This is a genomic window from Caballeronia choica (genome assembly GCF_001544535.1).
In the GTDB taxonomy this organism is placed as follows: domain Bacteria; phylum Pseudomonadota; class Gammaproteobacteria; order Burkholderiales; family Burkholderiaceae; genus Caballeronia; species Caballeronia choica.
Window position 1 is genome coordinate 36,916 of record NZ_FCON02000028.1, and the last position, 25,052, is coordinate 61,967.

A 25,052-nucleotide genomic window follows, 5' to 3' on the forward strand; every position below is an offset into this window, starting at 1 on the left:
GCGCTATCATGTTCAAAAAAGACTTCTCTCCGCAGAAAGCACCAATTCTGGTTGCGACGGATGCCGTCGCTGATGCCGATCTAGTCATGTCACTCCTCAGCGAGGAGTTCGGCAACGTCCGAACATCGACGAAGCCAGAATGCTCGATTAGCGATTTCGAAGAGCATCGTCCGAGTGTGCTAGTTCTTGCCTTTGATTCACTCGAGACGGCAAATCAATACTATCTCGGCATTCACCGGCACAGTAGAGACGCCCACCTCGTACCTCATCGAACTCTGGTTCTATGCTCGAAGCATGATCTCTGGCGAGCATACGAGTTGTGCAAGAAGGAGCAGTTCGACGACTATGTGTTGTTCTGGCCAGTCACCAACGATGCTCCACGCCTACGCATGGCCGTGCATCATGCGTTGCGCCGGTTGAATGCGACACTTCATAACGAAGTGACCGCCAATCAACTCGCGAATCAGGTTCGTCCTCTTGCGGCACTCGAGCCGGAGCTAGTGCAGCTCATCTCGTCGATCGGCCAACAGATCGAAGTTGCCGCAGCGACGTTCAGGCAGGCAGAGGAGGCATGTGCCGGGACGGCGGGCGAGCCCCGCCCTAATGAGGGGCAAGCGTCAAACAATCGCGCGCCCGGTAACCCTGAAGTCACGGATCTGGACAACCTGACAACGCATCTCGGGGCGATGGCGGACGCGGTGACCGCGCTGCGTAGCTTGGTCACTCGCGCCGGCCATGAAATGAGCGCGAGTCTCGCGCCCGTTAAAGCACTACTTGATCTTTCCCACCGGGTTCGGCCGATCGTCTTGATGGTGGACGATGATGCCTTCCAGCACAAGCTGGTTGCGCGCGCGCTTGCCGATTATCGCATCGAACTCATTTATGCCCACTCCGGATCGGAAGTCATGGGTCTGCTGTGGCAGCATCGTCCAAACCTCGTCTTGATGGATATCGGATTGCCCGATGTCGACGGCATCCAGATGACGCGCCGGATCCGGGATATTGCCAACTTCGCGGATATACAGATAGTCATGTTGACGGGGCACAGCGAACGCAGCGTGGTTCTAGAAAGCCTGAGAGCGGGTGCCGTGGATTTTCTGGTGAAGCCGCTCGAGAAGGCGAAGCTCGTCGAGAAGCTCGCCAGCTTCGGTCCAATGACGCCGTCGACATGAAGGGTGTTCGTGATGCATGTGAAGGTCATCGCCGATGGGTGCGCGCAATGAGCGACATCAGGAAGAAAAGCCGGATCCTGGTCATTGACGACGAGCCGTTCGCGCTCAAGTTGCTGGAGACGCAGCTGACCCAGCTCGGCCACGAGGTCATTCCGTATTGCAGTGCCGCAGACGCACTCAGCTACTTGGAACAACAGCGCATCACCGTCGACTTCGTCTTTTCGGATTTGCAGATGCCTACCATGGATGGCGTCGAATTCGTGCGTCAACTCGTCGCGATGGGATGGGACGGCAAATTGGTGCTCGTCAGTGGCGAGGATCCGAGAATACTCAAGAGCGCGGAAAGGTTGGCCTCGGCCCGTGGACTCCGCGTATTGGGATCCTTGACGAAGCCCGCGACGCGCGAGCAGTTGCAGCAACGCCTCCAATCGTCGACCGCTGTGGAGCGTCGCTCCACGAGCCCACAAAGCGCGCGTTACCAGCCTGACGAACTGCGTCGCGCCATCGCAGAAAACGAACTGACCGCCTACTATCAGCCTCAGGTGACGATTTCCTCTGGAGCCTTGCACGGAGTCGAAGCATTGGTCCGCTGGAAGCATCCGCGCGACGGGATCGTTACTGCGGAACACTTCGTCGGCTTGGCCGAGCAATACGGTCTGGTCGACGACCTCATGGAGGCCATCCTGCCTGCTATATTGGTTCAAGGCGCGCACTGGCGGGAACAAGGACTGGATTTGCGCCTTGCCGTCAACTTGTCAATGGACAATCTGACGGCACTCGATTTCCCGGACTTCGTCGTCGATGCAGCGGATGCCGCAGGCTTTCCGCTCTCCAGGCTGGCGCTGGAGATTACCGAGACCCGATTGATGCAGGACCGCCTCATATCGCTTGACATCGTAACGCGGCTGCGCCTGAAGCGAATCAGCCTGTCGATCGATGACTTTGGAACGGGTCACGCGTCGCTGGCGCATCTTCGCGACATCCCGTTCGATGAACTCAAAATAGATCGGACCTTCATCCATGGCGCGGGTCACGATGAGTCGCTAAAAGCGATTGTCAATGCTAGCCTGTCGCTTGCCCGACAGCTGAACATGAGTGCGGTTGCCGAAGGAGTGGAGGATTCTGGCGACTGGCAGTTTCTGAAGGGGACCTCCTGCGACATTGCGCAAGGGTATTTTATTGGACGTCCCATGCCTCCTGAACAACTGCCACATTGGTATGTCGAATGGATGTGCCGTCAACGGGTTTGACGAGCCGTAGGCTGGCAATGTCGTGGAAATAAAGCAGCAGGTGGGCAACCGCCATCAATGCCTGGCGTTCACCGCCTGCTCGGGGCGTCGGGCGGTGCGCAGTGAAGAACGCCTGTTGCGTGGTCCCCAGGAAAGTTCGCCTGTAGCGCGAGGATCTTCTCGTCGAGCCCATTGTCTGCCATCAAAACGGCGAGACTGAATTGTCCACTGTGCTCACCGGCAGCTCTCGAACGCCCAATAACCCGCCCGATCATAGATGGCCGTCTTGACCATACCTTATAGTATTCACGGAATGCGGCAACTCAGCCGCGCCGGAAAGCGGTCTAGTATCCGTGCGGAGATTCACGCGCACCGCGTGCGTGGTATTGCATGCATGATTGCAATGACGGCGGTATGACGATCCCGGTTGCGCCGCGGCCGCGCATCGACTGTCTACTGAAAGCGGCGGGTAAGGCCGCTGCGAAAGATCGTTCATCGAGTCCCATGTCCATCAAATACTATCCGCAGCTTCTTCGCAATCGTCCCCGCACGGTGATCGGCCTCGCGATCGGCGTCGTCGTCGCGCTCCTCATCTCCGGCCATTCGAGTCCGCTGACGCGCACACTGCTCGGTTGGGACGCGGCCGTCTGGAGCTACCTGCTGATGATCTGGGTACATATGGCCCTCACCGAGGAACACCGCGTGCGCGAATACGCGATACGCGACGACGAAAACGCGGGCGTCGTGCTGTTCGTAAGCTGTACCGCGACGGTCGCGAGCATCGCCGCGGTCGTACTAGAGCTCGCCTCGGCGAAGGGTGCGGGAGGCGCGTCGATCGTATCGCACTACCTGCTGACCGGTCTGACGTTGATGGGCGCATGGTTTCTGATTCCGACAATCTTCACGCTCCACTACGCGCGGCTCTACTACGACACCGACGCCCAGGAAACCGCGTTGAAGTTCCCCGACCACCATTTGCTGCCGAACTACTGGGACTTCCTCTACTACTCGTTCACGATCGCGGTTGCGTCGCAGACCTCGGACGTCGTGCTACGCTCGCGCGAAATTCGCCGCGCGACGCTCGCTCAATCGATCCTGTCGTTCTACTTCAACGTCGCCGTGCTCGGCTTGTGCGTGAACATCGCGGCGGGGCTGCTGGGCTCATGACACTGCCCTTGCGCGGTGGTCAGACGATTTTCACGCGAACGCCACGCGCGTGCCTGAGAGTTGCGACGCGGGTGAAGCCCAAGCTGCGCGCGCCCACTTCAGGCGGACTCGAGCATCGTCGGTCCGTCCGTGCAAAACCGGTAAACGCCGAGGCCTGACTCCGGCCATTTCCATGCCGCCCCCCGGGAGCGAGCATGACGATGCACGCTTTATCGCAAGCGCCGGCCGCCCGATGCGCGGTGGTGTCCAGTGCCCGCGGACCGCCTGGCATAGCAGTTGCCTCGACCGCGCGAGCCGAGGCCCCAGGGGACGCCGCTCGCGTGCCATCTTCCGGTCAGCCGAAGAAGCCACGCTTGCGGCTCGCCTGGCCCCGCAGTTGTCGCACCTGGCCGCCTAGCGCGGTGAGCTTTTCATCGAGTCGTATGACCGCCTCGAGCGTGGCCCCGGGGTCGGTCGATTGCTTGCTTCGCACGAGCGTTGCGCATGTCGTCCCCCGACCGCGACGGCATGCTGTCGGCGCGGTCGGCCGCCTTTATGGCCTCGTCGGGAAACCGCTCCGAATGCTCATGCATCATCGCGACAAGCCGAGCTACCTCTTCCCACTCGTGGGCGCGCCACGGCAGGGCAGCGAGTACGGTTTCAGGCATCGTGGCCGGCTCATCGGCCGTGATGGTCGTCAATCCCATGCGGGTTGGCAGAACGCTCGCGAGTTGTCCTTGCAGTGCCGGCCCCGCGCTCCGCGCGACGTCCCAGCCGGCCTTGATGGACTTACCCGCGTAGTGCGCGTCCAAGCCGTCGTCGAAGTCGAGCGGGTTGTGACCCAGCTTTGCCGGGGAGCGCCGCGCTGCTTTTCGGCCTGGAGACAGCGTGCGGATGGGTCGCAGCTTCGCCGAGCTGCAGGCGCTCACGATCGTATGGTCTGGATCGACAGCGAGGGCGGAAGCAGAGAGCTTCGTGCGCGAAATGCTCAGAGAATTAGGCTGACCCGGGCGAGTAAAGCTTCTTGACGTGGGTGAAGTCCACGATAGAGATGAACCTGCCGTCGATTTCGTTCTCGCGCACGGCGTAGATCGTGATGTAGTTCGGGTGCGAAATAATCTCATAGGTGCCCGGCACACGACCGGGGCGAGCCGAGTAGGGGAAGTAGGCCGCCGGGACGAGTGAGTTCTCAACTCGGTCGAATAGCCTCTCTGCTGCGCCTTGGTCCTTTTCGGAAATGAAGAAGAGATATTCGAGGAAGATTTCGCGTGCTTCGTCGGTCCAAATGATGGGCAAAGGCGTCAATCGCGTTTCCCCGCCTTCTTCGCGCGTTGCGCATTGAGAAGCGCGCGGGCCTCTTTCATGACCTGCTCATGCGTCACGCCCGGTTTCGTGCTGTTCATGGCGCGGTCGACGCGCTCAGACAACGCACGGTCGAAGGCTTCCGCTTCTTCCGCGGTGTCATGCTCATGGATATAGGGATCGAGTCGGGTGCCCATAGCGGTTACTCGGTTGGTTGATTCCCTGATGATAGCCCATCGCGCTCGGCGCGCGTTCGCGTCGTCTCTCTTGGGTCGTCGCAAAGCTCCATTCGCCGAAGGATTTTTTGACAGACGACGCCGCGCATGAAACCATCGCGTTCCCGTTTTGTAGTTGGTTTGCGAACCTGATAAGTTATATCTTCGGGATGACGTTTGCGCGGTAAAATCGGCGCATTGCCATTTACGCCTCGGGGTTTAGGCGCATTTCGACTTCCCATGTGAGGTTCTCCCAGCCAAGCAATCGCCAGGATCGTGCTGCAACTCGATGCTGCCATCACCGCCGACAGGGCCGGGCGGCGCTCGGCGCGGCCCGCGCCGGATCTCGCGGGCTGCGGACTGGATCATGAGTCTGCATCTGCCGGGGTCCGGCGACGGCTGCGCGGCCGGCCGCATCGCGTCGAGCCGCGGTGGTCCGACGTGTTGCATGCGGAACCCAAAGCGGTGTGTCGGCTTATCGGACAGCCCCACGACCACGGCCACCGGTGCCCCCGAATCGGAAGAGAGGCGGGCGCGATGAGTGAAGTGCTCATCAACGATCGGAGCTTCACCGCCAAGGATTTCAACGCGCTGCGCGCCTTCGTGCAGGGTCACTTTGGTACTGCATCGGTCGGTCAAAACAATGCCGGACGGCAGTTGCAACAATAGCTCGCGTGCGGAATCTGAACCGTGCCATTCCGGCGCCTGGCCAAACGTGAGCCAGCCGTAACACTTAGGTCGATGCGCGGGCTTCCGAGGGCCAAGAGTCGCTTCGAATGCAATTGAAAGAGAGATGCCAAACCACACGGACCTCGTCCGAGGCTCCGTCTGATCTTTTCCGTCTTACGCTACTTGCGCATAGTGCTCCTCGATGCCCTCGGCCAATTGCGTCACCAGCCGGTTCATCGCTACCTGCGTACGCCATGCGACGTGCGGCGTCACGATCAAGTCGGCTCTGGGATTGCGCAGCAACGGATGATCGTGCGCAGGCGGCTCCTGCTCCAGCACGTCGAGCGCGGCGTTGGCGATCAGTTTGCGGTCGAGCGCCTCGAGGAGCGCAGCTTCGTCGACGATCCCGCCGCGCGCCGTGTTCACGAGCGATGCAGTTCGCTTCATCCGCTCGAATTCGCCAATCCCGAAAAGATGCCGCGTTTCTTCCGTGAGAGGACAATGCAGGCTGATCACATCGGACTCGCGCAGCACCTCGTCGAATGCCGAGTAGCCGGGACGGAGCGCAGTTGCGCCCTTGCGGTCGGCGAAGAGCACACGCATGCCGAACGCCTCGGCGAGTTGGCCGATGCGCTTGCCGCCATGCCCCGACCCGATGATGCCAAGCGTCGAGCCGTAGAGATCCACGACCGGATGCAGTTCCGCATAGAAGGTCGGCGAGCCGCTCCAGCCGCCGGCGTATATGTCGCGCCAATACGGCACGAGATTGCGGCGCAACGCCAATATCAGCGCGAAGGCATGCTCGGGCACCGAGATCGTCGAATAGCCGGCGCACATGACGACGCCGATGCCGCGCGCGCGGCACGTTTCCAGATCGAGGTGATTGACCCCGGCGGCGGGCACGCCGATCAGTTCGAGTTCAGGCAATTGGTCGAACGCTTCGCGTGACAGCGGCACCTTGTTGGTCACGACGATCTGCGCGCCGTTGCAGCGCTCGACGACCTGCATTGGTGTAGTCGAAGGATATTCGACCCAACGGTGCGGGAAAGAAAGCTCTGGGATGTCGACGGCAAGCGTCGCGCGATCCAGAAAGACGATGGTTTTCAAATACCGACTCCAGTCCTTTTGCGTGTGCGCAAAGCCTGCTCAACGATCGGCAGGATTCGTGGAAACCGTGTCGAGCATGCGCTTCTTGCCGGTCTGCACGTGCATTTCGAACGCCTGTGCCGCGAGGTCGGCCTGTCCGGTGCGCAGCGCTTCGAACAGCTCGCGATGCTCCTTCGCCGAGCGCAGCATCTGCGAGAACGAATAAACGCCCTTGTGCAGATACAGCGTCAACTCCTCCTCGACTGCCTGATTGATCTTGATGAGCCGCGGGTTCTTGGTCGCGTCCATCAATTGCCGGTGGAACTCGGTATTCAGAGCCTGATACTCGCGACCGTCGCGCGCGGCGACCGCGGCATCCATCTGTTCGAGGAGAATGCCGAGCAACTGTTCCTCGTCGCCCGTCAGGCGCAGCGCGGCCAGGCGTCCCGCCGTGCGGGCGAGACCCGCGCGGATCTCGTAGAGATCCATCGCTTCCTCGAGCGACAGGCGCCGCACTTCCGCGCCCCGGTTCGGCACGATGCGCACGAGTCCCGCCTGTTCGAGCGCGCGCAACGCCTCGCGCGCCGAGTTGCGGCCGACGCCGATCTGATGCGCGAGCGCCTGCTCGTTCACGCGCTCGCCCGGGCGCAGTTCGCCGCGCTGGATCATCGCGCGCACCTGGTCGCGGATGTCATCCAGCTTCGATGCGATCACCTCGGGCGCGCGCGCGTTCACCTTGCCGTCGATGGCGCCGGTTATCTCACTTTTTATCTCACGTTTCATGTCGGTTTTCAGGGCCGCCGCTCTCGTCAATGCCATTTTCGTTCCTATTTTGCACGGCTTTTAACGCAGGAACCCGGTCGACACCCACGGAACCGCGACGATGACGATCAAAGCGAGTGCCAGCGCGCCGAGATATGGCCACACCCGGCGCATCGCCGCGCTCGGATCCACCTTGCTGACCGCGCACGCCGCATAGAAGCCGAGGCCGAGCGGCGGCGCGAACAGGCCGAGCCCCATCGCGAACACGACGACCATCGCGTAGTGCACGTCTGAGATGCCCATCGCGCGCGCGATCGGAAAGAGCAGCGGCCCAAACAGCACGATCGCAGGAATTCCTTCCAGGAAACTGCCTAGCACCACGAACGTCACAGCCGAGATCGCCAGGAAGCCGAGCTTGCCGCCGGGCGCCGCCATCATCAGCGAGGCGAGTTGCGCGGAGAAGCCCGACTGCGTGAGCGCCCAGCCCATCGCCGTCGCGCAGCCGATGATGATCAGGATCGCGCCCGACAGCGACGCCGTCTCCACCAGGATCGGATACAGCCGGTTCCACTCGAAGCGCCGATACAGCAGCAAGCCGACCACGCCCGTATAGGCGACGCCGATCGTCGCGACTTCGGTCGCAGTCGCCACGCCCTCGACGACCGCCGCACGGATCACGAACGGCAACGCAAGCGCCGGCAATGCGACGAGGAGCGTGCGGCCGATCTCGGCGCGCGACGCGCGCTTGACGCCCTCCAACTGCTCCTTGCGGCTCTTGTACCCGATCACCGCGCACAGCGCGATCGCGCCGACCACCGCGGGCATGAAACCGCCCGTGAAGAGCGCGGCGATCGAGACGCCGGTCACCGAGCCGATCGTGATCAGCACGAGACTCGGCGGAATGGTTTCCGACATCGCCGCCGCCGAGCTGAGCATCGCGACGAGATCGCCCTCGTTCGCGCCGCGCTTCTTCATCTCGGGGAACAGGCCCGGTGCGAGCGCGGCCATGTCGGCCACTTTCGAACCGGAGATGCCCGACACCAGATACATCGCGCCGATCAGCACATAGGCGAGACCGCCGCGCTTGTGCCCGATCAGGGATGCGAGAAAGCGGATCATCGCCTCAGCGAGTCCCATGGCTTCCATCAGCGCGCCGAGCAGGATGAACAGCGGCACGGCGAGCAGGATCAGGCTCGACATGCCCTGGCTCATCGTGCTGACCACGATCGTCAAGGGCGCCGCCGTGACCGTCGACAGGTACGCGAGCGTACACACGCCGAACGCTACCATGATTGGCACGCCGAGGCAGATGATCGTGATCGTGCCGACAGCGAAGAACAGGATGAGGCTCATTGCCGTCATCGGGGCGAGCGCGTTGCGCGCGAAATACAGGATGACGGCGAGGCCGCCCACGACCGCGAACGCGGCGAAACAGTCCCGCAGCGTCGAACGTTCCAGCAGACGCGTGACCGCTAGCGCGAGCATCAGCACGGCGGCAACCGGAATCGCTGCGGCGGGAATCGCGTTCGGCAGGCTGAGTGCGGGCGTCGTGATGATCCACTCGTCCATCGCCCATTGGGTGGCTGGCTGCACGAGCAGCAGCACGAACGTCATTACGATGAAATTGCCGAGCGTCTCCGCGAAGATTCGGCGGGATTGCGGCATCTTCGCGAGGAACATCGTGAGGCGCATATGCTCGCCGCGCCGAAGCGCGATCACGGCGCCCAGCATCGACAGCCAGATGAACAGGATCGAGGCGAGCTCGTCGCCCCAGATGAGTGGGTCGTGCAGGGCATAGCGGCACGTAACGTTGGTCAGAAGTAGCACGACCTCGACAACGAGCAGCACCGCGGCCGGCACTTCCGTGATCCATTTGATGAACGTTTCGAGCGCGACGCCTACGCGCGCCACCTTCGATGATCCGGCGGGGAGGTCGGGCGCATCGAATTCGTTTGCGAATACCTGCTCCGGGTGAACTCGGGAAGTCATGACATGTTCTCCAGACACTCTTGGACGGTTCGCGTTCATGCGAACTTTTGCGTGTACTTCTCGAGGAGCGCCCACGATTCGTCGCCGTATTTTTTGCGCCACTGGTCGTAGAAGCCGGACTTTTGCAGGGCGGCGCGAAACGGCTGAGTATCGGGTTTGTTGAACACCATGCCGTGCGCCTTCAGTTGCGTTTCGAGCGAGGTGTTCAGCGCGGCGACGTCGGCGCGCTCCCTGATCGCCGCGGCATTGAGGTGTTTCGCCACAATCGCCTGCAGGTCCGGCGGCAGGTTGCCCCACGAGCGTGCGTTGCCGAGGAACCAGAAGCCGTCCCAAATGTGGCCCGTCAGCGAGCAGTATTTCTGCACTTCATAGAAGCGGCCCGTGTCGATGAGTGCGAGCGGGTTTTCCTCGGCATCAACCACCTTGGTCTGCAGCGCTGAATACGCTTCGCTGAAGTTGATGCTGGTCGGCGAGGCATCGAGCGCCTTAAACATTGATGTCCACAGCGGACTCACGGGCACGCGAATCTTCAGGCCCTTCAGGTCGGTGGGCATCTGCACTGGCTTGATCGAACTGGTGATGTGACGGAAGCCGTTGTCCCACACCTTATCCATCGCCACCAGCCCGACCTTCGAGATCGCCGTACGGATGTGGGCGCCGAGATCGCCGTCCATCGCGGCCCAGACCTGGTTGTAATCCTTGAACGCGAAGCCGATGCCGTTGATTGCGGATACCGGCACGAGCGTGGAGAGCACGACGCCGCCTTGCGTCAGGAAGTCGATGGCACCGGAGCGGACCTGCGACAGCATGTCGGTGTCGGTGCCCATCTGGCCGTTCGGGAAGATCTGCAAGTCGACGCGGCCATTGGTTTCCTTCCTGATCGCGTCCGCTGCCTCCTTGGCGCGGATGTTCAGCGGGTGCGAGATGGCGAGGTTGTGCGCGTACTTCAGCTTGTATTGCGCGGCCTGGGCCCGAGCGATGGGCGCCACCACGCTCGCGCCTGCCGCGACGGCAGATGCCGCGCCAAGAGTTCGCATAAAGGCACGACGGGAATACGAATTCATTTGTCTCGCTCCATGAAAGGAAGTGCTGCATCGGGGACGCGCGCGGCGGCGCCGGCACGTTCGTTATTTTCGAAAGCGATTCGCAAGAAGCCTTTCGCGTTTGCATGCGATCAATCTTGTTTCGCTGACACACACTTTAAAAGTGTTGACACTTATGTGTCAAGATGTTGATATAAGAAAAAGAGTGCAGACAAAAATACGTTCATCCGACGGGTGCGTCAGACGGATTCCGTCTGACGAATCGGCCCACGATTCATATCAGGAGGCAGCATGGAATTACACGAGCATTACCGCGAGCACGGTTTGCTGATCGGGGGGCGCTGGTATCCGGCGTCGGCGGACAACGGCCAGGTGTCGGTGAACCCCGCCACCGAAGCGCCGCTCGGCCACACGCCGCTCGCGACGAAGGAGCAGGTGACGCAAGCCGTCGCCGCGGCTGTGATCGGCTCGCGTGCGATGCGCAAGTTGACACCGTGGGAGCGCTCGGCGCTGTTGCGGCGCGCGGCGGTCCTGATTCGCGAGCGGGCGCCGCAACTCGGCCGGATCGTCGCGCTGGAGACCGGCAAACCGATCGCGCAGGCGGCGGGCGAGGCGAACGCGTCAGCGGAATCGATCGACTGGTTTGCCGACGAAGCGCGCCGCGTGTTCGGCATGTCGTATGAAAGCCGCGTCAAGGGCGGGCGCTATCTGGTGCACTACGAGCCGCTCGGCGTCGTCGCGGCCTTCACGCCGTGGAATTTCCCGCTGCTCCTGCTGGCCCGCAAGATGGGCCCGGCGCTCGCGGCGGGCAACGCGATCGTGATCCGGCCGTCGAACGAGGCGGCGGGCGCGACGATGGCGCTCGTGCGCTGCTTCACCGACGCCGGTTTCCCCGAAGGCGCCGTGAACCTTGTGATCGGCAAGCCCGACGTCATCACGCCGACGATCATGGCCGATGAGCGCGTCGCCAAGATCAGCTTCACGGGCTCGGTGCCGATCGGCCGGCAGATCGTCGAAATGTCGGCGCAGACGCTCAAGAAAGTCACGATGGAACTCGGCGGCCACGCGCCGGTGATCGTCCACTCCGATGCCGATATCGCCGCGTTCGCGAAGCTCGCCTCGCTCGGCAAGTTTCGCAATGCAGGTCAGGTCTGCGCATCGCCGACGCGTTTCTATGTGCATCAATCAATCTTCGACAAGACCGTGAAGGCGCTCGTCGAGCGGTCGAAGGCACTAAAACTCGGCGATCCGCTCGAGCAGAACACCGATCTCGGGCCGCTCACCACGGCGCGCCGCCGCGAAGCGATCGAACGGCTCGTCGACGAAGCGGCAAGCGACGGCGCGCAGATTCTCTGCGGCGGCCGGCGCCCGTCGCAATTCGGCCAAGGCTGGTTCTACGAGCCGACGCTCGTCGCCAACCCGGCGCCGCACATCGGCCTGATGAACGACGAGCCGTTCGGCCCGGTCGGCACGCTCACGCCATTCGCGACCACCGACGAAGTCATCGAGGAAGCCAACCGCCTGCCGTTCGCCCTCGCCGCCTACGTATTCACACGCTCGATGCGCAATACGCTGGAAACCACCGAGCGCCTGCAGGCCGGCGTGATCGGCGTGAACACGTTCGTCGCCTCGACGGCGGAAACGCCGTTCGGCGGAGCCAAGGACAGCGGCTTCGGACGGGAAGGCGGCCCGCACGCGATCCGCGACTATCTCGACACCAAATTCATCAACCTGGAACTGGCAGAGGACGAGACGCCCGACGCCGGCTACGCCACCGTCTGACTGGAAACCCATCATGCAAAGCATAAAGAATCACGCGAAAGCACGGCTGCAAACGGGCGAACTCGCCCTTGGCATGGGTCTGCGCCAGGCTCGCACCGTCGATATCGCGCAGATCGCGAAGACGAGCGGCTTCGACTGGCTCTTCATCGACATGGAACACAACTCCATGGACATCGACACCGCCGCGCAAATCTGCGCGGGCGCACTGGTTGGCGGCATCACGCCGATTATCCGCGTGCCGGGTCACGAGCCGTTTCACGCCACGCGCCTGCTCGACACCGGCGCGATGGGCATCGTCGTGCCGCACGTCAGCACGGCGGAGCAGGCCGCGCACGTCGCGAATATGTGCCGCTTTCCGCCCGCTGGAGGCCGCTCGATTCCTGGCATGCTGCCGCAGGTCGGCTTCGAGGCGCTGCCGATCGCCGACGTGGTCCGCGCGATCAACGACGAGATTCTTGTCGTCGCGATGATCGAAACGCGCGATGGGCTCGCGAACGTTGAAGCGATCGCGGCAGTGCCCGGCATCGACGTGCTGCTGGTCGGCGCGACCGATCTCGCGGCCGAACTCGGCATCACCGGACAGCTCGGCCATGCGCGTATTGGCGAGGCGATCGACACGGTGTGCGCCGCGTGCGCGCGCCACGGCAAGGTGCCGGGCGTCGGCGGCGTGTACGACGAAGCGCTGATGAGCGCCTATGTGCAAAAGGGCGCGCGCTTCATTCTCAGCGGCTCGGATCTCGCGTTCCTGATGGCGGGAGCCAAAGCGCGCTCCAGCATGTTGCGATCGATCCCGCTCGGGGCGGCAGAAGAGCCGTCCCTGCAACAACAAGCATCCTGAGTCAGCCGGAGGAGATAAAGTGAATCCCGCATACGCAGCAAACCTGGTCAATCGACGCGACCTGAAGCCCTATCTGAGCTCGGACCAGTTCGAATTCCGCGACTCGGTGAATCGCGTGCTTACGCGCCACGCGTCGCCCGAATATATCCGTCACTGCGACGAGGAAAAGCGCTTCCCTCAGGAACTCGTCGATGTCGCCGCCGAGCAGGGCTGGTTCGGCATCACGCTGCCGGAAGAACATGGTGGCATCGGCGGCTATCTCGACATGGCGGCCTACCTCGAGATCGTCGCGTACCACACGATCGCGCTCGCGCGGTTCTGGAACGCGAACGTGAACATGTGCGGCGGTGCGCTCGCACGCTTCGCGCCCGAGCACCTCAAGTCCGAGGTCCTGCCGAAGCTCGCCGCTGGCAAGGCGTGGCTCGCCTTCGCGCTGAGCGAGAACGGCTCGGGGTCGGACGCCGCATCGCTCACCACGCACGCCGTGGCCGACGGCGACGACTTCATCATCAACGGAACCAAGATGTGGATCTCAGGCGCCGTTCAGGCCGACTACATCCTAACCGCCGTGCGCACCGACCCGAATGCGAAGAAGCACGACGGCATCAGCCTCTTTCTCGTGCCGACCGAATCGAAGGGCATCTCGATCAATCCGATCGACCTGCTCGGCGGTCACGCGATCCGCACCTGTGAAGTGGTCTATGACGGCGTGCGGGTGTCGAAGGACAGCATCGTCGGCGGACTGCACGTCGGCTGGAAGAAGCTCACGACGGTGCTCTCGAAAGAGCGCATTGCACTCTCGGCGATGTGCGTCGGCGGCGCGCAAGCGGCGATCGATCTCGCGCGCTGGTATGCGAACGAGCGCAAGCAGTTCGGCCAGTCGATCATCGATTTCCAGACGGTGTCGCACATGCTCGCCGACATGCAGACGCGGGTGGATGCGGCCCGCATGCTGGCGTTTCGCGCGGCCAAGCTGCTCGACGAGGGCGAGACGTGCGACGTGGAATCGTCGCAGGCGAAGTACTTTGCGTCCGATACCTACGTGCAGGTCGCGACCGACGGTATTCAGATCATGGGCGCCAACGGCTACTCCGCCGAATACGCGATGCAGCGGCATTTCCGCGAAGCCAAGATGTTCCAGATCTTCGGCGGCACCAATCAAATCCAGCGCAACATCGTTGCACGCGCGCTGAAGTCATAAGCGGAGAGCGAAGGTGACTCTGGTTCAAACATTCGAGACATTCGGTTTCGACGTCGATCAGGTTCAGGCGGACGTGGTCGTGGTGGGCGGCGGCGGGGCCGCATCACGGGCGGCGGTATCGGCGGCGCAGGCGGGCGCGAAGGTGCTCGTGGTGGCGAAGGCGCCGGTCGGGCAGGGCGGCAGCACGGTGCACGGCGCGAGCGAAATCATGAGCATGGGCGCGTCGGGCTATGGCAGCGAGCAGGACAGCCCGAGCATCCACTACGAAGACACGATGCGCCCGGCCGGCGGCTTCATCGATCGCGAGCTGGTGCGCGTGCTGGCCGAAGACGCGCCGGCGCGGATCGCCGATCTAATTGCGCTGGGCGTGCCGTTCGATCGCGTACGCACAGAAGGCCCAGATGCCGGCTACAAGCTGATTCAGAGCGACTTCGGCAGCTACGCACGCGCGCTCGGTGTGAAGGGCAAGACCGGCAAGGCGTTCGTGAGCGCACTCGCCGACGAGGCGAAGAAGCTCGGTGTCGAGACGCGCCATTCGGTCGCGCTGATCGACTTGCTGCGCGATTCGACCGGGCGTGTCAGCGGCGTGGTCGGCATGGACCTCAACTCGCGGCGGCTGCTCGTCGTGTCGGCGGGTGCGGTCGTGCTGGGCACTGGCGGCGCGCACGGCCTGTTCTCGCAACAGGTGTCGACGGCCGAAATGACCGGCGACGGCCAGGCGATCTGCTTTCGACACGGCGCGGAACTCGTCAACATGGAGTTCCATCAGTTCGGTCCGGCGATGGTGCATCCGTACGTGCAGCTCTTCAGCAAGTCGTGCTTCATCCTGCATCCGAAGATGCTCAATCGCGACGGCCACGAATTCCTTGCCGATTATCTGCCGGCAGGCGTCGCACCTGAAGCCATCATGGACGAGAAGGTGTTTCCGTTCACCATTTCGAACGAATCGCGCTACATCGATATCGCGATTGCGGCAGAGATCGCGGCTGGACGCGGCACCGAGCGCGGCGCCGTGCAGTTCTCCTTCGCGCACATCGCGCCCGAAAAGCTCGCCGCGACCATTCCGAACACGATGCGCTGGATGCGCGCGAAGGGGCTCGACCCGCAGCGCGATCTGCTCGATGTGGGGATCGCGTTCCAGTGTCTGAACGGCGGCGTGCGGATGACCGACACCAACGCGATGTCCACCATCGAGGGCTTGTTCGTGATCGGCGAACTGGCGGGCGGCGTGCGCGGCCCGGACCGTCCGGGCGGCAATTCGCTCGCCGAAGGTCAGGTGTTCGGTCATCGCGCCGGCGCCGGCGCCGCGGTTTTCGCGCGCCAGAACGCGGCGCCGGGAGCACCCGACGCCGCACCGCTCGCAGCGCGTCTCGAACTTGCGCTCAAGCCCAATGCCAGCTTCGACGCGCAGCGCATCGCGACCGGCCTGCGTCACGCGATGCAGACGCATTGCCTCGTCGAAAAGACCGAGATTGGTTTGAAGCAGGCGTTGCAGGTTGCCCGCGAGGCTCGTGAGCAGTTCGAGGCAGGCGGCGCGGCGACGCCGCAAAGCGCGATCGACGCGTTGACCATCGACAACATGGCGACCACCGCCGCAGTGATCGTCGAGGCGTGTATCGAGCGGCGCGAATCGCGCAGTAGCCACTACCGCACGGATTGCCCCGAACGCGACGACGCCCGGTTCGGCCACGCGCTGACGATCACGCGCGGCACCGACGATCCTTTACGCCCGAAGTTCGCCGGGCTGCGTTACGTGCACGCCGAACTCCCCGAACAATCGCTTTACCAGGCAGCCAATCATGGATAAGACACAAGCTGGCCCGTTGTCGGGCTATCGGATTCTCGACCTGACGGTGATGACCGCCGGCCCCGTCGGCACGGTGCTACTCGCGGACCTCGGCGCCGATGTGATCAAGGTGGAAGAGCCGCGCTCGGGCGACCTGTCGCGCAACCTCGGCAACCAGTTCATCGAAGGCGAGAGCGTGCAGTTCCTGTCGCAGAACCGGAACAAGCGCAGCATGCGGCTCGACCTGAAATCGGAAGAAGGGCGCGACGCGTTTCTGCGCATGGCGGAGCAGGCGGATGTGGTCGTCGAAAACTTCCGGCCGGGGACGGTCGAGCGTCTGGGCATCGGCTACGAGGCAGTCAAGGCGCGCAATCCGAAAATCGTCTACGCGAGCGTGTCGGCGTTTGGGCAGAGCGGGCCGTATGCCGCGTGGCCCGCGAACGATCCGATCGTGCAGGCCGTCGCCGGTCTCATGGACATGACGGGTGAAGCGGGCGGCAATCCCGTGCGGCTCGGTGCTCCGTTGCCCGACTTCGGCGCAGCGGCCTTGCTCGCGTTCGGCATTTCGGCGGCGCTTTTGCATCTCGAGCGGCACGGCGTTGGGCAGCGCATTGATACGTCGCTTCTTTCGGCGGCACTTTTCAGCACGATTCCCCGCGACGGCGAAACGCTGAGGAGCGGCAAGGCGCCCGAGCGCCTTGGCAGCGGCCATCCGACGATGGTGCCGTATCGCAACTATCAAGGCTCGGACGGCCGCTATTTCTTCGCGGCGTGCTTTACCGAAAAATTCTGGCAGAACCTGTGCCGCGCGCTCGGTCGCGAGGAGTTGCTGACTGACGAGCGCTTTATCGGCAACACCGCGCGCACGGCGAACCGTCATGCGCTCGATACAATCCTGGAGCAGCAGTTCCTGCTGCATACCGCCGACTACTGGGTGGCCCACCTGAGCGCCGCCGATGTGCCGTGTGCGATGGTGCAGGACTACCACACGGCGCTGACCCAGGACCCGCAGATCAAGCACAACGGCGCGGTGGTCGAGATCGAGCATCCTCGCGCGGGCACGGTCACGAACATCGCGAGCCCGGTTAATTTCCACGGCAGTCCGGTGGCTTACCGCCGGCCGCCGCCGGTGCTCGGCGAACACACCGCCGAGGTGCTTGCCGAGTTCGGCTTCAGCGTCGACGAGATCGCCGAGCTCGAAGGCAGGCGCTCGGCGCAAGTGGCCGAAGCAGGTGCGAGATCATGAAGAGGCTTACGGCAGATTATGTGATCGTCGGCGCGGGGACGGCCGGCTGCGTGCTGGCGAGCCGGCTGTCGGAAGAGCCGAACGTCAGAGTCATCCTGATCGAGGCGGGCGAGCGCGATCGTCATCCGTTCATTCATGTTCCGGCGGGGTTCGTGCGGCTGCTCGACCATCCGACCGTGACCTGGCGCTATCACACGGAAGCGAGCGTCGAGACGGGCGGCCGCGAGATTATGTTCCCTCGCGGGCGTGGACTCGGCGGATCGAGTGCGATCAACGGGTTGCTGTACGTGCGGCCGTTCGCCGAGGACATCGATAGCTGGGAAGCGGCGGGAGCAAGCGGCTGGAACTTCGCGAATTGCCTGCCGTACTACAGCCGCTCGGAAACGTGGACTGAGGGCCGCAGCGCGCAACGCGGCACCGATGGTCCGATCCAGGTCAGCCGCGTGAAGAATCCACCGGAGATCTGCGCATCGGTGGTCGCAGCGGCGCAGCAGGCGGGTCTCGATTTTCTCGACGATCCCAACTCGACGACGCGCGGCCCGTCGATCTGGTATTACCAGCAAACGCGTGAAGGGCGTCGACGGTCGAGCGCGGCGCGCGCCTATCTGCGGCCCGCGATGGCGCGGCCAAACCTCACGGTGCTGACCGGCTTGCAAGTGTCGAAGCTCGAGATGACCGGCACGCAGGTGACCGGCGTCAGTGCGACGACCGGCGCCGGCAATCCGCTCGACATCCGCGCGAAACGCGAGGTGATCATAAGCGCGGGCGTGATCGGCACACCCAAGCTGCTGGAGTTGAGCGGAATCGGCGACCGGGACGTGCTCGATAACGCCGGCATTCAGACGCGCGTTGCGTCGCCAGGCGTCGGCAGCAACTTGCAAGATCACTACGTGGTGCGACTGGGCTTTCGCGTGCGCGGCGCCGGCACCGCGAACGAACGCTCGCACGGCCTCGCGCTGGCGCGCGAGATGATGCGGTATGTGGTGTCGGGAACCGGCGTGCTGACGTACAGCGCGGCGATCGTCGGTGCCTTCGCGCAGACGCGGTTTGCCGAGCGTCCCGATGTGCAGTACGTGATCGCCCCCGGCAGTTTCGCGGCGGGACGCATCGGCGTGCTTGAGGCCGAGCCGGGCATCTCATGCGGCGTCTGGCAAATGCGGCCCGAGAGTCGCGGACACGTGCATATCCGCAGCAATGATGTGGCGGCTTCCCCGACGATCGCGCCGTCGTATCTGAGTCACGAACTCGACCGAAACACGATGGTGGAAGGGCTCAAGATCGGCCGGAAGATTTTTGCGCAACCGGAGATTGCGCGCTACATCGTCGAGGAGACCGTGCCGGGTCGCGCGGCCACCAGTGACGAAGCGCTGCTGCAATACGTGCGCGACAACGGCTCGACCGTTTATCACGCGGTCGGCACTTGCAGGATGGGCGACGACGAAATGAGCGTGGTCGATTCGGAACTCCGCGTGCGCGGAATGACGGGGTTGCGGATCGTGGATGCATCGGTGATGCCGTCGATCACCTCGACCAATACGAATGCGACCGTGTTGATGCTCGCGGAACGCGCCGCGCAGATCATTCGCTCGCCGCGCGAGGCGGGCCTGACGAAGCAACGCTCGAAGGAGACTGTATGAAGGTGCTGGTGTGTGTGAAACGCGTGGTCGACTACAACGTGAAGATCCGGGTGAAGTCGGATGGCACGGGCGTCGACGTGGCGAATGTGAAGATGTCGATGAACCCGTTCGATGAGATCGCGTTAGAAGAAGCGGTGCGGTTGCGCGAAGCGGGCGTGGCGACTGAGGTCGTAGCCGTTACGTGCGGCGTCACGCAATGTCAGGAGACGCTGCGCACGGCGATGGCAATCGGCTCGGATCGCGCGATTCTCGTTGAATCGACCGACGAATTGCAGCCGCTCGCAGTCGCGAAGATTCTCAAGGCGTTGGTCGACAAAGAGCAGCCTGGGCTGATCATCCTCGGCAAGCAGGCCATCGATGATGATTCGAATCAAACCGGTCAGATGCTCGCCGCGTTGGCGGGCCTGCCGCAGGCGACGTTTGCATCGAAGGTCGTTGTGGCCGATGGCAAAGCGACCGTGTCGCGTGAAGTCGATGGCGGATCCGAGACCCTTTCGCTGAAGCTGCCCGCTGTTGTGACCACGGACCTGCGCCTGAACGAGCCGCGCTACGTGACGCTGCCCAACATCATGAAGGCGAAGAAGAAGCCTTTGGAAACTTTGAAACTTGCTGATTTTGGTGTCGATGTCACGCCGCGCCTGAAGACGCTGAAAGTCGTCGAGCCGCCCAAGCGCTCGGCGGGCGTGATGGTGCCGGACGTGAAGACGCTGGTCGAGAAATTGAAGAACGAAGCCAAGGTTCTGTAAGGGAGACAAGCATGACGATTCTGGTAATTGCAGAACACGACAACGCGTCGATCAAGGCGGCGACCTTGAACACGATTGCTGCCGCACAAAAGATCGGCGGTGATATTCACGTGCTGGTGGCGGGTTCGAACGCCCAAGCCGCAGCGGATGCGGCCGCGAAAATCGCGGGCGTGAGCAAGGTATTGCTCGCCGATGCGCCGCAACTGGGCGATGGCCTCGCGGAAAACATCAACGGCACGGTGCTGAGGATCGCGAGAGATTATTCACATGTCCTCGCGCCCGCGACCGCATACGGCAAGAACATCGCGCCGCGTATCGCCGCGCATCTGGACGTCGCGCAGATCAGCGACATCACCGCCGTCGACAGCGCAGACACGTTCGAGCGCCCGATCTACGCCGGCAACGCGATCGCGACGGTGCAATCGAGCGATCCGATCAAGATCATCACGGTGCGTACAACGGGCTTCGATCCGGTCGCGGTGGAAGGCGGCAGCGCATCGATTGAAAAAATCGAAGCCGCCGCCGAAGCCGGCATTTCGCAGTTCGTGAGCCGTGAACTCACAAAGCTAACCCGTCCAGAGTTGACCTCGGCGACGATCATCGTGTCGGGTGGACGCGGTTTGGGCAACGGCGAGAACTACACGAAGATTCTGGAACCGCTGGCGGACAAACTCGGCGCGGCACTCGGCGCATCGCGCGCAGCGGTCGATGCGGGCTTCGTACCGAACGATTATCAAGTCGGTCAAACCGGCAAGATCGTCGCACCGCAGCTGTACGTAGCGGTCGGCATCTCGGGCGCCATCCAGCACTTGGCCGGCATGAAGGACAGCAAGGTCATCGTCGCGATCAACAAGGACGCGGAAGCACCGATCTTTGGTGTCGCCGACTACGGTCTGGTGGGCGATCTGTTCACGCTCGTGCCGGAACTGGTGAAAGAGGTTGCCTAATCCCGCATCGCCTGACAAAAACAACCAGTAGTAAAAGGAGACGACACCCTCAGGCAATCACCCGACTGTTATCGAAACTCGCGGCGGTGAGTTGCATCGCCGCGATGTCACTCGCGGCCGCCGCGCAGCAAGCCAAAGTGACGGAAGGGCGCTTCACCACCAACGACGGCACCGTGCTGGATTACCTTGAAGCCGGCTCTGGTCAGCCGCTCGTCATGGTGCCCGGGTGTGGTCGCAAGGCGTCTCCGCTTTCAAGTACCAGTTGACTGGCTTGGGGCGCCATTACCACGTGTTCGCAATCTCAATGCGAGGACACGGCAACTCGTCGAAGCCGACGCATGGATATCACATCGAGCGTCTGTCGAAGGACCTGCGTCACTTCATCGTCTCGAAGAATCTGCGGCACGTCACGCTGGCCGGTCATTCGATGGGCATATCGGTGGTCTGGGGCTACCTCGAGGAATACGGCAACGACCGTGTGTCGAAGCTGATCTTCGTCGACCAGATGCCGATGATCACGAGCGGCGCGTCATGGACTGCGAAGGAGAAGCAGGACGCCGGCGCGACCCTGGCTCCCGCGGGCCTTGATAAATTCGTCGATGCATTGAACGGTCCTGACGCGAACAAGGTAACCGAAGACTTCGTCAAAAGCCAGTTCACGAAGCAATACGTTCGCGACCACGCCGACGCGGTCGACGCCGTGTATAAGGAAAACCTGAAGTTTCCGCGCCATTACGCGCGCCGAGATGATCTATAACCTTGCGACCACCGACTGGCGTGACTTCGTTCTGACCATCAACCTGCATCGTGCCGTGGACGTCATAGGTGTGGGTGGCGAGCCAGGTAAAGGGTTCGCGTCTGGAAGTATTCGAGGAGAACGAAGGTGGTTCGCACTTCATGTTCATGGAGAACCCATAAAAATTCACCGGCGTCGCCGAGAGCTTTATTGGTAGCGGCGGATGATTTTTGTGAACGTCGTGCTTGAAACCGCAATCTGTCTGTCGTTCCGATTGGCTCACGGAAGCGGCCCATATTTGGCCATTCCGGGTCCCGAGCAAAGCGGGATCCTGACTGCTCGCAAAGACTCGCGCGCATGATGTGCGTTCATCACGGGGAACTTCATCGCTTGGAATCGATGAATGGATCGACCCGCGACTCGACTCGACGACTTGCGTAGATATCGGTCATATAGGGCCAGCAGCAGACATGCGAACCTGATCTCCATTGAAGCCGATAGCGGCCAGATGAAGCGCGCGTTGCGGTCACGTCTGTTGACGCGACCATTACGGCTCATTCATTCTTCGTTCGTCCGCCGCTGTCCGCTCCAAAACGGATTTGGGCGACCTCGCGCGCCAGTCGCACGAAAGCCATCAATGCGGCTGACGGCGGCGAATGATGCCACGCGAGCAAGGTTGCGCTCATCGCGTGCGGTTCCCTGATCCCTCGATAGACGACATTCTCGACTCGCACGCGCTGCACCGAAGCCGGCACAATGGCCACGCCGAAACCCGCACTCACGAGTCCCAGCGACGTATAGACCTGGCCCACTTCGGACAGCGGCGAAGGCGTGAAGCCGCCGAGCGCGCAAAGGCTCGTGATGATCGCATGGTAGTCCGGCGCGAGCGTCTCGATGAAATTGATCACGCGCTGCTCCGAGCAATCGGCGATCGACACCTGGCGCGTCTCCGTCAACGGGCTGTCTTCAGGTAACCCAAGAACGAACGGCTCCTCGAGGATCAACTGCGTTTCGAGCCCCTTCAGATTCGATACCGGACGCACGAACGCCAGATCGATGTCGCCGCGCGCGAGTGCGTTGACCTGCTCGACGACAGGGAACCAGCGCAACTCCACCTCGACGTCGGGAAATCGCTGCTGAAACTCCCTTAGGATCGGTGGCAGCAGGGTGTAAGCCGTGTGCTCGAAAAAGCCGATTGCGAGCCGGCCGATTTCGCCGCGCTGGGCGCGTTGTGAATCGATCACGGCGGAGTCCGCGGCCGCCAGGATCTGACGGGCACGCTCGGCGAACACATGCCCCGCCGCCGACAATTCCACGCGCCTGCCGCTCCTGTCGAAGAGTATGACGCCCAATTCTTCTTCCAGTTCGCGTATCTGCCGGCTAAGCGGTGGCTGAGCGATGTGCAGCCGCGCGGCCGCTTTCGTGAAATTGAGCGTCTCTGCGACGGTCAAGAAGTACCGCAGGTGTCGAAACTCCATATCGGTACCTTTTAGGTATGGATATCGCACCTATTATATCTTTTACATTCAGGTAGGACGCGCCTACGATGAGTTGAGAAAACACGACATCACTCGTCAGGAGACATCCGATGAAGCTCACACAGGACCAACTCCGCGCCTATGCGCGCGACGGCTTTCTCATCCTGCCGAACCTCTTTTCGCCGGACGAAGTGCAGGCGATGAAGCGCGACTTGCAGCGCATCCAGGATATCGACACGGACCATCTCGTACGCGAGAAGACCGGAGGTATCGCCAAGACGATTTACAGAGTGCATGAGGCAGACGGCCCGACGGCCTCGCCGGTCTTTCATGCGGCCGCGCGTGCGCCGCGTCTGCTGGAACCGGCACAGCAGCTCCTCGACGATGCGCAACTCTACGTCTATCACACCAAGTGCAACTTGAAGACGGCGATCGACGGCTCGGTGTGGCAGTGGCATCAGGACTATGGAACGTGGCGTCGGGACGGCGTCCCGACGCCGGGCATGACAACCGCGCTCGTGATGCTCGATGAGCCGACCGAGATGGGCGGCTGCCTGTACTTCATCCCCGGAAGTCACAAGGAGGGCCATCTCGAACCGGCCTTCGATGAAGCCACCGCCTACAAGTTCTGGGTTGTTCCGAAGACGCAACTGCTGGAAATCATGGAGCGCAGCCCGGAGCCGGTGCCGATCGTCGGGCCGCCCGGAACGGTGGTCTTCTTCGATGCCAACATCCTGCATGCATCGGGGCACAACCTGTCGCGACACGACCGCTGGCAGATCTACGTGGTGTACAACCCGGTGGCGAACCGTCCCGCCGACGTCGCCAACCCTCGACCGGACTATGTGCGCTCGACGAACTTTGCGCCGCTGCAATTGGGCACCGACACGATCACCGACGAGGTGCACGCATGAGCGCGGTTCTTCAAAAAGCGGATACGGTGCTGAGCGCGCGTGAGTTGGAGACCTACCGCGACGACGGCTTTCTGACGATGCGCCGCGTGCTTGCAAGCGAACTGATGCAGCGGCTGAACGATGTGACTGATCGCCTGCGGGAAGAGGCACGCCACCTGACGGCGCGCACCAAGCATTTCGATCTGGCGAAGGGTCATAGCGCAGAGCGTCCGCGAGTTAGACGCATATCAAGCCCGACGGAACTCGATACGATCTTCCGCGAGATCGCCTTCGATTCGATCCTTGGCGACATCGCAGCCGAACTGGTCGGCGGCGCAGTGAAGTTCTATCACTCGAAGCTCAATTTCAAGTCGCCGGAGGGCGGCGCCGAGATCGGCTGGCATCAGGACTGGCCTGTGTTTCCGCACACGAACACGAACTTGTTGCGCTGAGCGTGCCGCTAAATGCATCGCGAGCCGGCAACGGGTGCCTGCGCACGATTGCGGGAAGTCACAAGGGCGGCGCTCGCAGTCATTGGTCCGACGGACAGTACACGTTGAACTGCAATCCCAGCATGACGGACGCTGAACTGGCGCAGGCGCTCGACAGCGAACTGGATCCCGGCGATATCGTCGCGCATCACGGGCTGACGGTGCACGGCTCGGGCGTCAATCTCTCCGCCTCGATGCGCAGTACCTACATCATTCAGTACGCCGCAGCGGATGCGTTCGCTTACACAGCACCCGTGGTTGACAGCATGCATCGCGGGAAGATGGTGCGCAGCGAACCGCCGAGGTTTGCTCGCGTGGAGGAGGGCTTGATCGAGTTGCCGCCCGACTTCGGCAACGGTTATGCAGGCATCTTTACCTTGCAGAATGCGCAGGGTTGATTGCAGGCCAAGGAACACGCGGGAGTTCGTGCGTTTCTCCTACCGATCCAGCGATCTACGATCACTCGGCGCGTGGACCTGGCTCGAAACTGAACCCCGCGACGCCATTCACTCCGCCGGTGACCATGCAAACCACATAACCGGAGACCGGCCATCGCCAAGGCTTTGACCCCTGCCCAGCAGGTGCCACGGCAAATTACCCGGGGCATCCGGCGCGGCATCTACCCTGTCGGCATCAAGCCGCCTTCTTACGTCAACGT

At 62.6% G+C, this 25,052-nt stretch carries 23 protein-coding genes and 1 pseudogene; 16 read left to right on the forward strand and 8 right to left on the reverse strand.

Annotated elements, in window-relative coordinates:
• The first annotated feature begins 8 nt into the window (after positions 1 to 8).
• The 3 genes from AWB68_RS15030 to AWB68_RS15040 all read left to right on the forward strand — a co-directional run bounded on the left by AWB68_RS15030 (position 9) and on the right by AWB68_RS15040 (position 3,568).
• Complete coding sequence (locus AWB68_RS15030; RefSeq protein ID WP_087645144.1) at positions 9 to 1,172, forward strand: response regulator; 1,164 nt, start codon at positions 9 to 11, stop codon at positions 1,170 to 1,172.
• Positions 1,173 to 1,219: 47 nt separating this feature from the next.
• Positions 1,220 to 2,422 carry an EAL domain-containing response regulator gene (locus tag AWB68_RS15035; RefSeq protein ID WP_087645145.1) on the forward strand — a complete coding sequence of 401 codons (1,203 nt, stop codon included), beginning with the start codon at positions 1,220 to 1,222 and terminating at the stop codon, positions 2,420 to 2,422.
• A gap of 483 nt (positions 2,423 to 2,905) precedes the next feature.
• Positions 2,906 to 3,568 (forward strand): DUF1345 domain-containing protein, encoded by a 663-nt coding sequence (locus AWB68_RS15040; protein WP_087645177.1) that lies wholly within the window; start codon positions 2,906 to 2,908, stop codon positions 3,566 to 3,568.
• 410 nt (positions 3,569 to 3,978) lie between these two features.
• On the opposite strand, the gene AWB68_RS15045 is transcribed toward AWB68_RS15040, so the two are convergent.
• From AWB68_RS15045 to relB, 3 genes are all read right to left on the reverse strand, one after another.
• Positions 3,979 to 4,476: a hypothetical protein gene (locus AWB68_RS15045; protein WP_087645146.1), complete on the reverse strand. Its 498-nt coding sequence runs from the start codon at positions 4,474 to 4,476 to the stop codon at positions 3,979 to 3,981.
• Between the two features lie 67 nt (positions 4,477 to 4,543).
• A complete protein-coding gene (locus tag AWB68_RS15050; RefSeq protein ID WP_200828701.1) occupies positions 4,544 to 4,852 on the reverse strand; it encodes a type II toxin-antitoxin system RelE/ParE family toxin in 309 nt (102 codons plus the stop codon).
• Positions 4,849 to 5,046, reverse strand: coding sequence for a type II toxin-antitoxin system RelB family antitoxin (gene relB, locus AWB68_RS15055; RefSeq protein ID WP_087645147.1), 198 nt, complete (start codon positions 5,044 to 5,046; stop codon positions 4,849 to 4,851). The genes AWB68_RS15050 and relB overlap by 4 nt, the downstream gene beginning before the upstream one ends.
• Positions 5,047 to 5,601: 555 nt before the next feature.
• On the opposite strand from relB, the gene AWB68_RS50790 reads away from it, so the two are divergent.
• A complete protein-coding gene (locus AWB68_RS50790) occupies positions 5,602 to 5,733 on the forward strand; it encodes a hypothetical protein (protein ID WP_268810927.1) in 132 nt (43 codons plus the stop codon).
• Positions 5,734 to 5,907: 174 nt separating this feature from the next.
• Here AWB68_RS50790 and AWB68_RS15060 read toward each other — a convergent pair whose 3' ends face one another.
• The 4 genes from AWB68_RS15060 to AWB68_RS15075 are packed head-to-tail and all read right to left on the reverse strand — an operon-like array spanning position 5,908 to position 10,634.
• Positions 5,908 to 6,840 (reverse strand): D-2-hydroxyacid dehydrogenase, encoded by a 933-nt coding sequence (locus AWB68_RS15060; RefSeq protein WP_087645148.1) that lies wholly within the window; start codon positions 6,838 to 6,840, stop codon positions 5,908 to 5,910.
• Positions 6,841 to 6,879: 39 nt separating this feature from the next.
• The gene (locus AWB68_RS15065) at positions 6,880 to 7,638 is read right to left on the reverse strand and encodes a GntR family transcriptional regulator (RefSeq protein WP_235028343.1); all 759 of its coding nucleotides are present in this window, start codon (positions 7,636 to 7,638) and stop codon (positions 6,880 to 6,882) included.
• Between the two features lie 24 nt (positions 7,639 to 7,662).
• Positions 7,663 to 9,570: a TRAP transporter large permease gene (locus AWB68_RS15070; RefSeq protein ID WP_087645149.1), complete on the reverse strand. Its 1,908-nt coding sequence runs from the start codon at positions 9,568 to 9,570 to the stop codon at positions 7,663 to 7,665.
• 35 nt (positions 9,571 to 9,605) lie between these two features.
• Positions 9,606 to 10,634 carry a TRAP transporter substrate-binding protein gene (locus AWB68_RS15075; protein WP_200828702.1) on the reverse strand — a complete coding sequence of 343 codons (1,029 nt, stop codon included), beginning with the start codon at positions 10,632 to 10,634 and terminating at the stop codon, positions 9,606 to 9,608.
• 270 nt (positions 10,635 to 10,904) lie between these two features.
• Here AWB68_RS15075 and AWB68_RS15080 point away from each other — a divergent pair, with 270 nt between their 5' ends.
• From AWB68_RS15080 to AWB68_RS15120, 10 genes are all read left to right on the forward strand, one after another.
• Positions 10,905 to 12,395, forward strand: a complete 1,491-nt coding sequence (locus AWB68_RS15080; protein WP_087645150.1) for an NAD-dependent succinate-semialdehyde dehydrogenase — start codon at positions 10,905 to 10,907, stop codon at positions 12,393 to 12,395.
• Positions 12,396 to 12,408: 13 nt separating this feature from the next.
• The gene (locus AWB68_RS15085) at positions 12,409 to 13,233 is read left to right on the forward strand and encodes an HpcH/HpaI aldolase family protein (RefSeq protein ID WP_087645151.1); all 825 of its coding nucleotides are present in this window, start codon (positions 12,409 to 12,411) and stop codon (positions 13,231 to 13,233) included.
• A gap of 19 nt (positions 13,234 to 13,252) precedes the next feature.
• A complete protein-coding gene (locus AWB68_RS15090; RefSeq protein ID WP_087645152.1) occupies positions 13,253 to 14,434 on the forward strand; it encodes an acyl-CoA dehydrogenase family protein in 1,182 nt (393 codons plus the stop codon).
• A 13-nt stretch (positions 14,435 to 14,447) separates the two neighbouring features.
• Positions 14,448 to 16,241, forward strand: coding sequence for an FAD-binding protein (locus tag AWB68_RS15095; RefSeq protein ID WP_087645153.1), 1,794 nt, complete (start codon positions 14,448 to 14,450; stop codon positions 16,239 to 16,241).
• Positions 16,234 to 17,466, forward strand: a complete 1,233-nt coding sequence (locus AWB68_RS15100) for a CaiB/BaiF CoA transferase family protein (protein WP_087645154.1) — start codon at positions 16,234 to 16,236, stop codon at positions 17,464 to 17,466. The genes AWB68_RS15095 and AWB68_RS15100 overlap by 8 nt, the downstream gene beginning before the upstream one ends.
• Complete coding sequence (locus tag AWB68_RS15105; protein ID WP_087645155.1) at positions 17,463 to 19,103, forward strand: GMC family oxidoreductase; 1,641 nt, start codon at positions 17,463 to 17,465, stop codon at positions 19,101 to 19,103. The genes AWB68_RS15100 and AWB68_RS15105 overlap by 4 nt, the downstream gene beginning before the upstream one ends.
• Positions 19,100 to 19,849: an electron transfer flavoprotein subunit beta/FixA family protein gene (locus AWB68_RS15110; protein ID WP_087645156.1), complete on the forward strand. Its 750-nt coding sequence runs from the start codon at positions 19,100 to 19,102 to the stop codon at positions 19,847 to 19,849. The genes AWB68_RS15105 and AWB68_RS15110 overlap by 4 nt, the downstream gene beginning before the upstream one ends.
• 11 nt (positions 19,850 to 19,860) lie before the next feature.
• Positions 19,861 to 20,796, forward strand: coding sequence for an electron transfer flavoprotein subunit alpha/FixB family protein (locus AWB68_RS15115; RefSeq protein ID WP_087645157.1), 936 nt, complete (start codon positions 19,861 to 19,863; stop codon positions 20,794 to 20,796).
• An 86-nt stretch (positions 20,797 to 20,882) separates the two neighbouring features.
• Positions 20,883 to 21,062 carry a hypothetical protein gene (locus AWB68_RS46495; RefSeq protein ID WP_125482942.1) on the forward strand — a complete coding sequence of 60 codons (180 nt, stop codon included), beginning with the start codon at positions 20,883 to 20,885 and terminating at the stop codon, positions 21,060 to 21,062.
• Positions 21,023 to 21,553: an alpha/beta hydrolase gene (locus AWB68_RS15120; protein WP_087645158.1), complete on the forward strand. Its 531-nt coding sequence runs from the start codon at positions 21,023 to 21,025 to the stop codon at positions 21,551 to 21,553. The genes AWB68_RS46495 and AWB68_RS15120 overlap by 40 nt, the downstream gene beginning before the upstream one ends.
• A 533-nt stretch (positions 21,554 to 22,086) precedes the next feature.
• On the opposite strand, the gene AWB68_RS15125 is transcribed toward AWB68_RS15120, so the two are convergent.
• Positions 22,087 to 23,010 (reverse strand): LysR family transcriptional regulator, encoded by a 924-nt coding sequence (locus tag AWB68_RS15125; protein WP_087645159.1) that lies wholly within the window; start codon positions 23,008 to 23,010, stop codon positions 22,087 to 22,089.
• Between the two features lie 110 nt (positions 23,011 to 23,120).
• Here AWB68_RS15125 and AWB68_RS15130 point away from each other — a divergent pair, with 110 nt between their 5' ends.
• Positions 23,121 to 23,924, forward strand: a complete 804-nt coding sequence (locus tag AWB68_RS15130; RefSeq protein ID WP_087645160.1) for a phytanoyl-CoA dioxygenase family protein — start codon at positions 23,121 to 23,123, stop codon at positions 23,922 to 23,924.
• Between the two features lie 104 nt (positions 23,925 to 24,028).
• Positions 24,029 to 24,792, forward strand: a pseudogene (locus AWB68_RS49435) (phytanoyl-CoA dioxygenase family protein).
• The last annotated feature ends 260 nt before the right edge of the window (positions 24,793 to 25,052 follow it).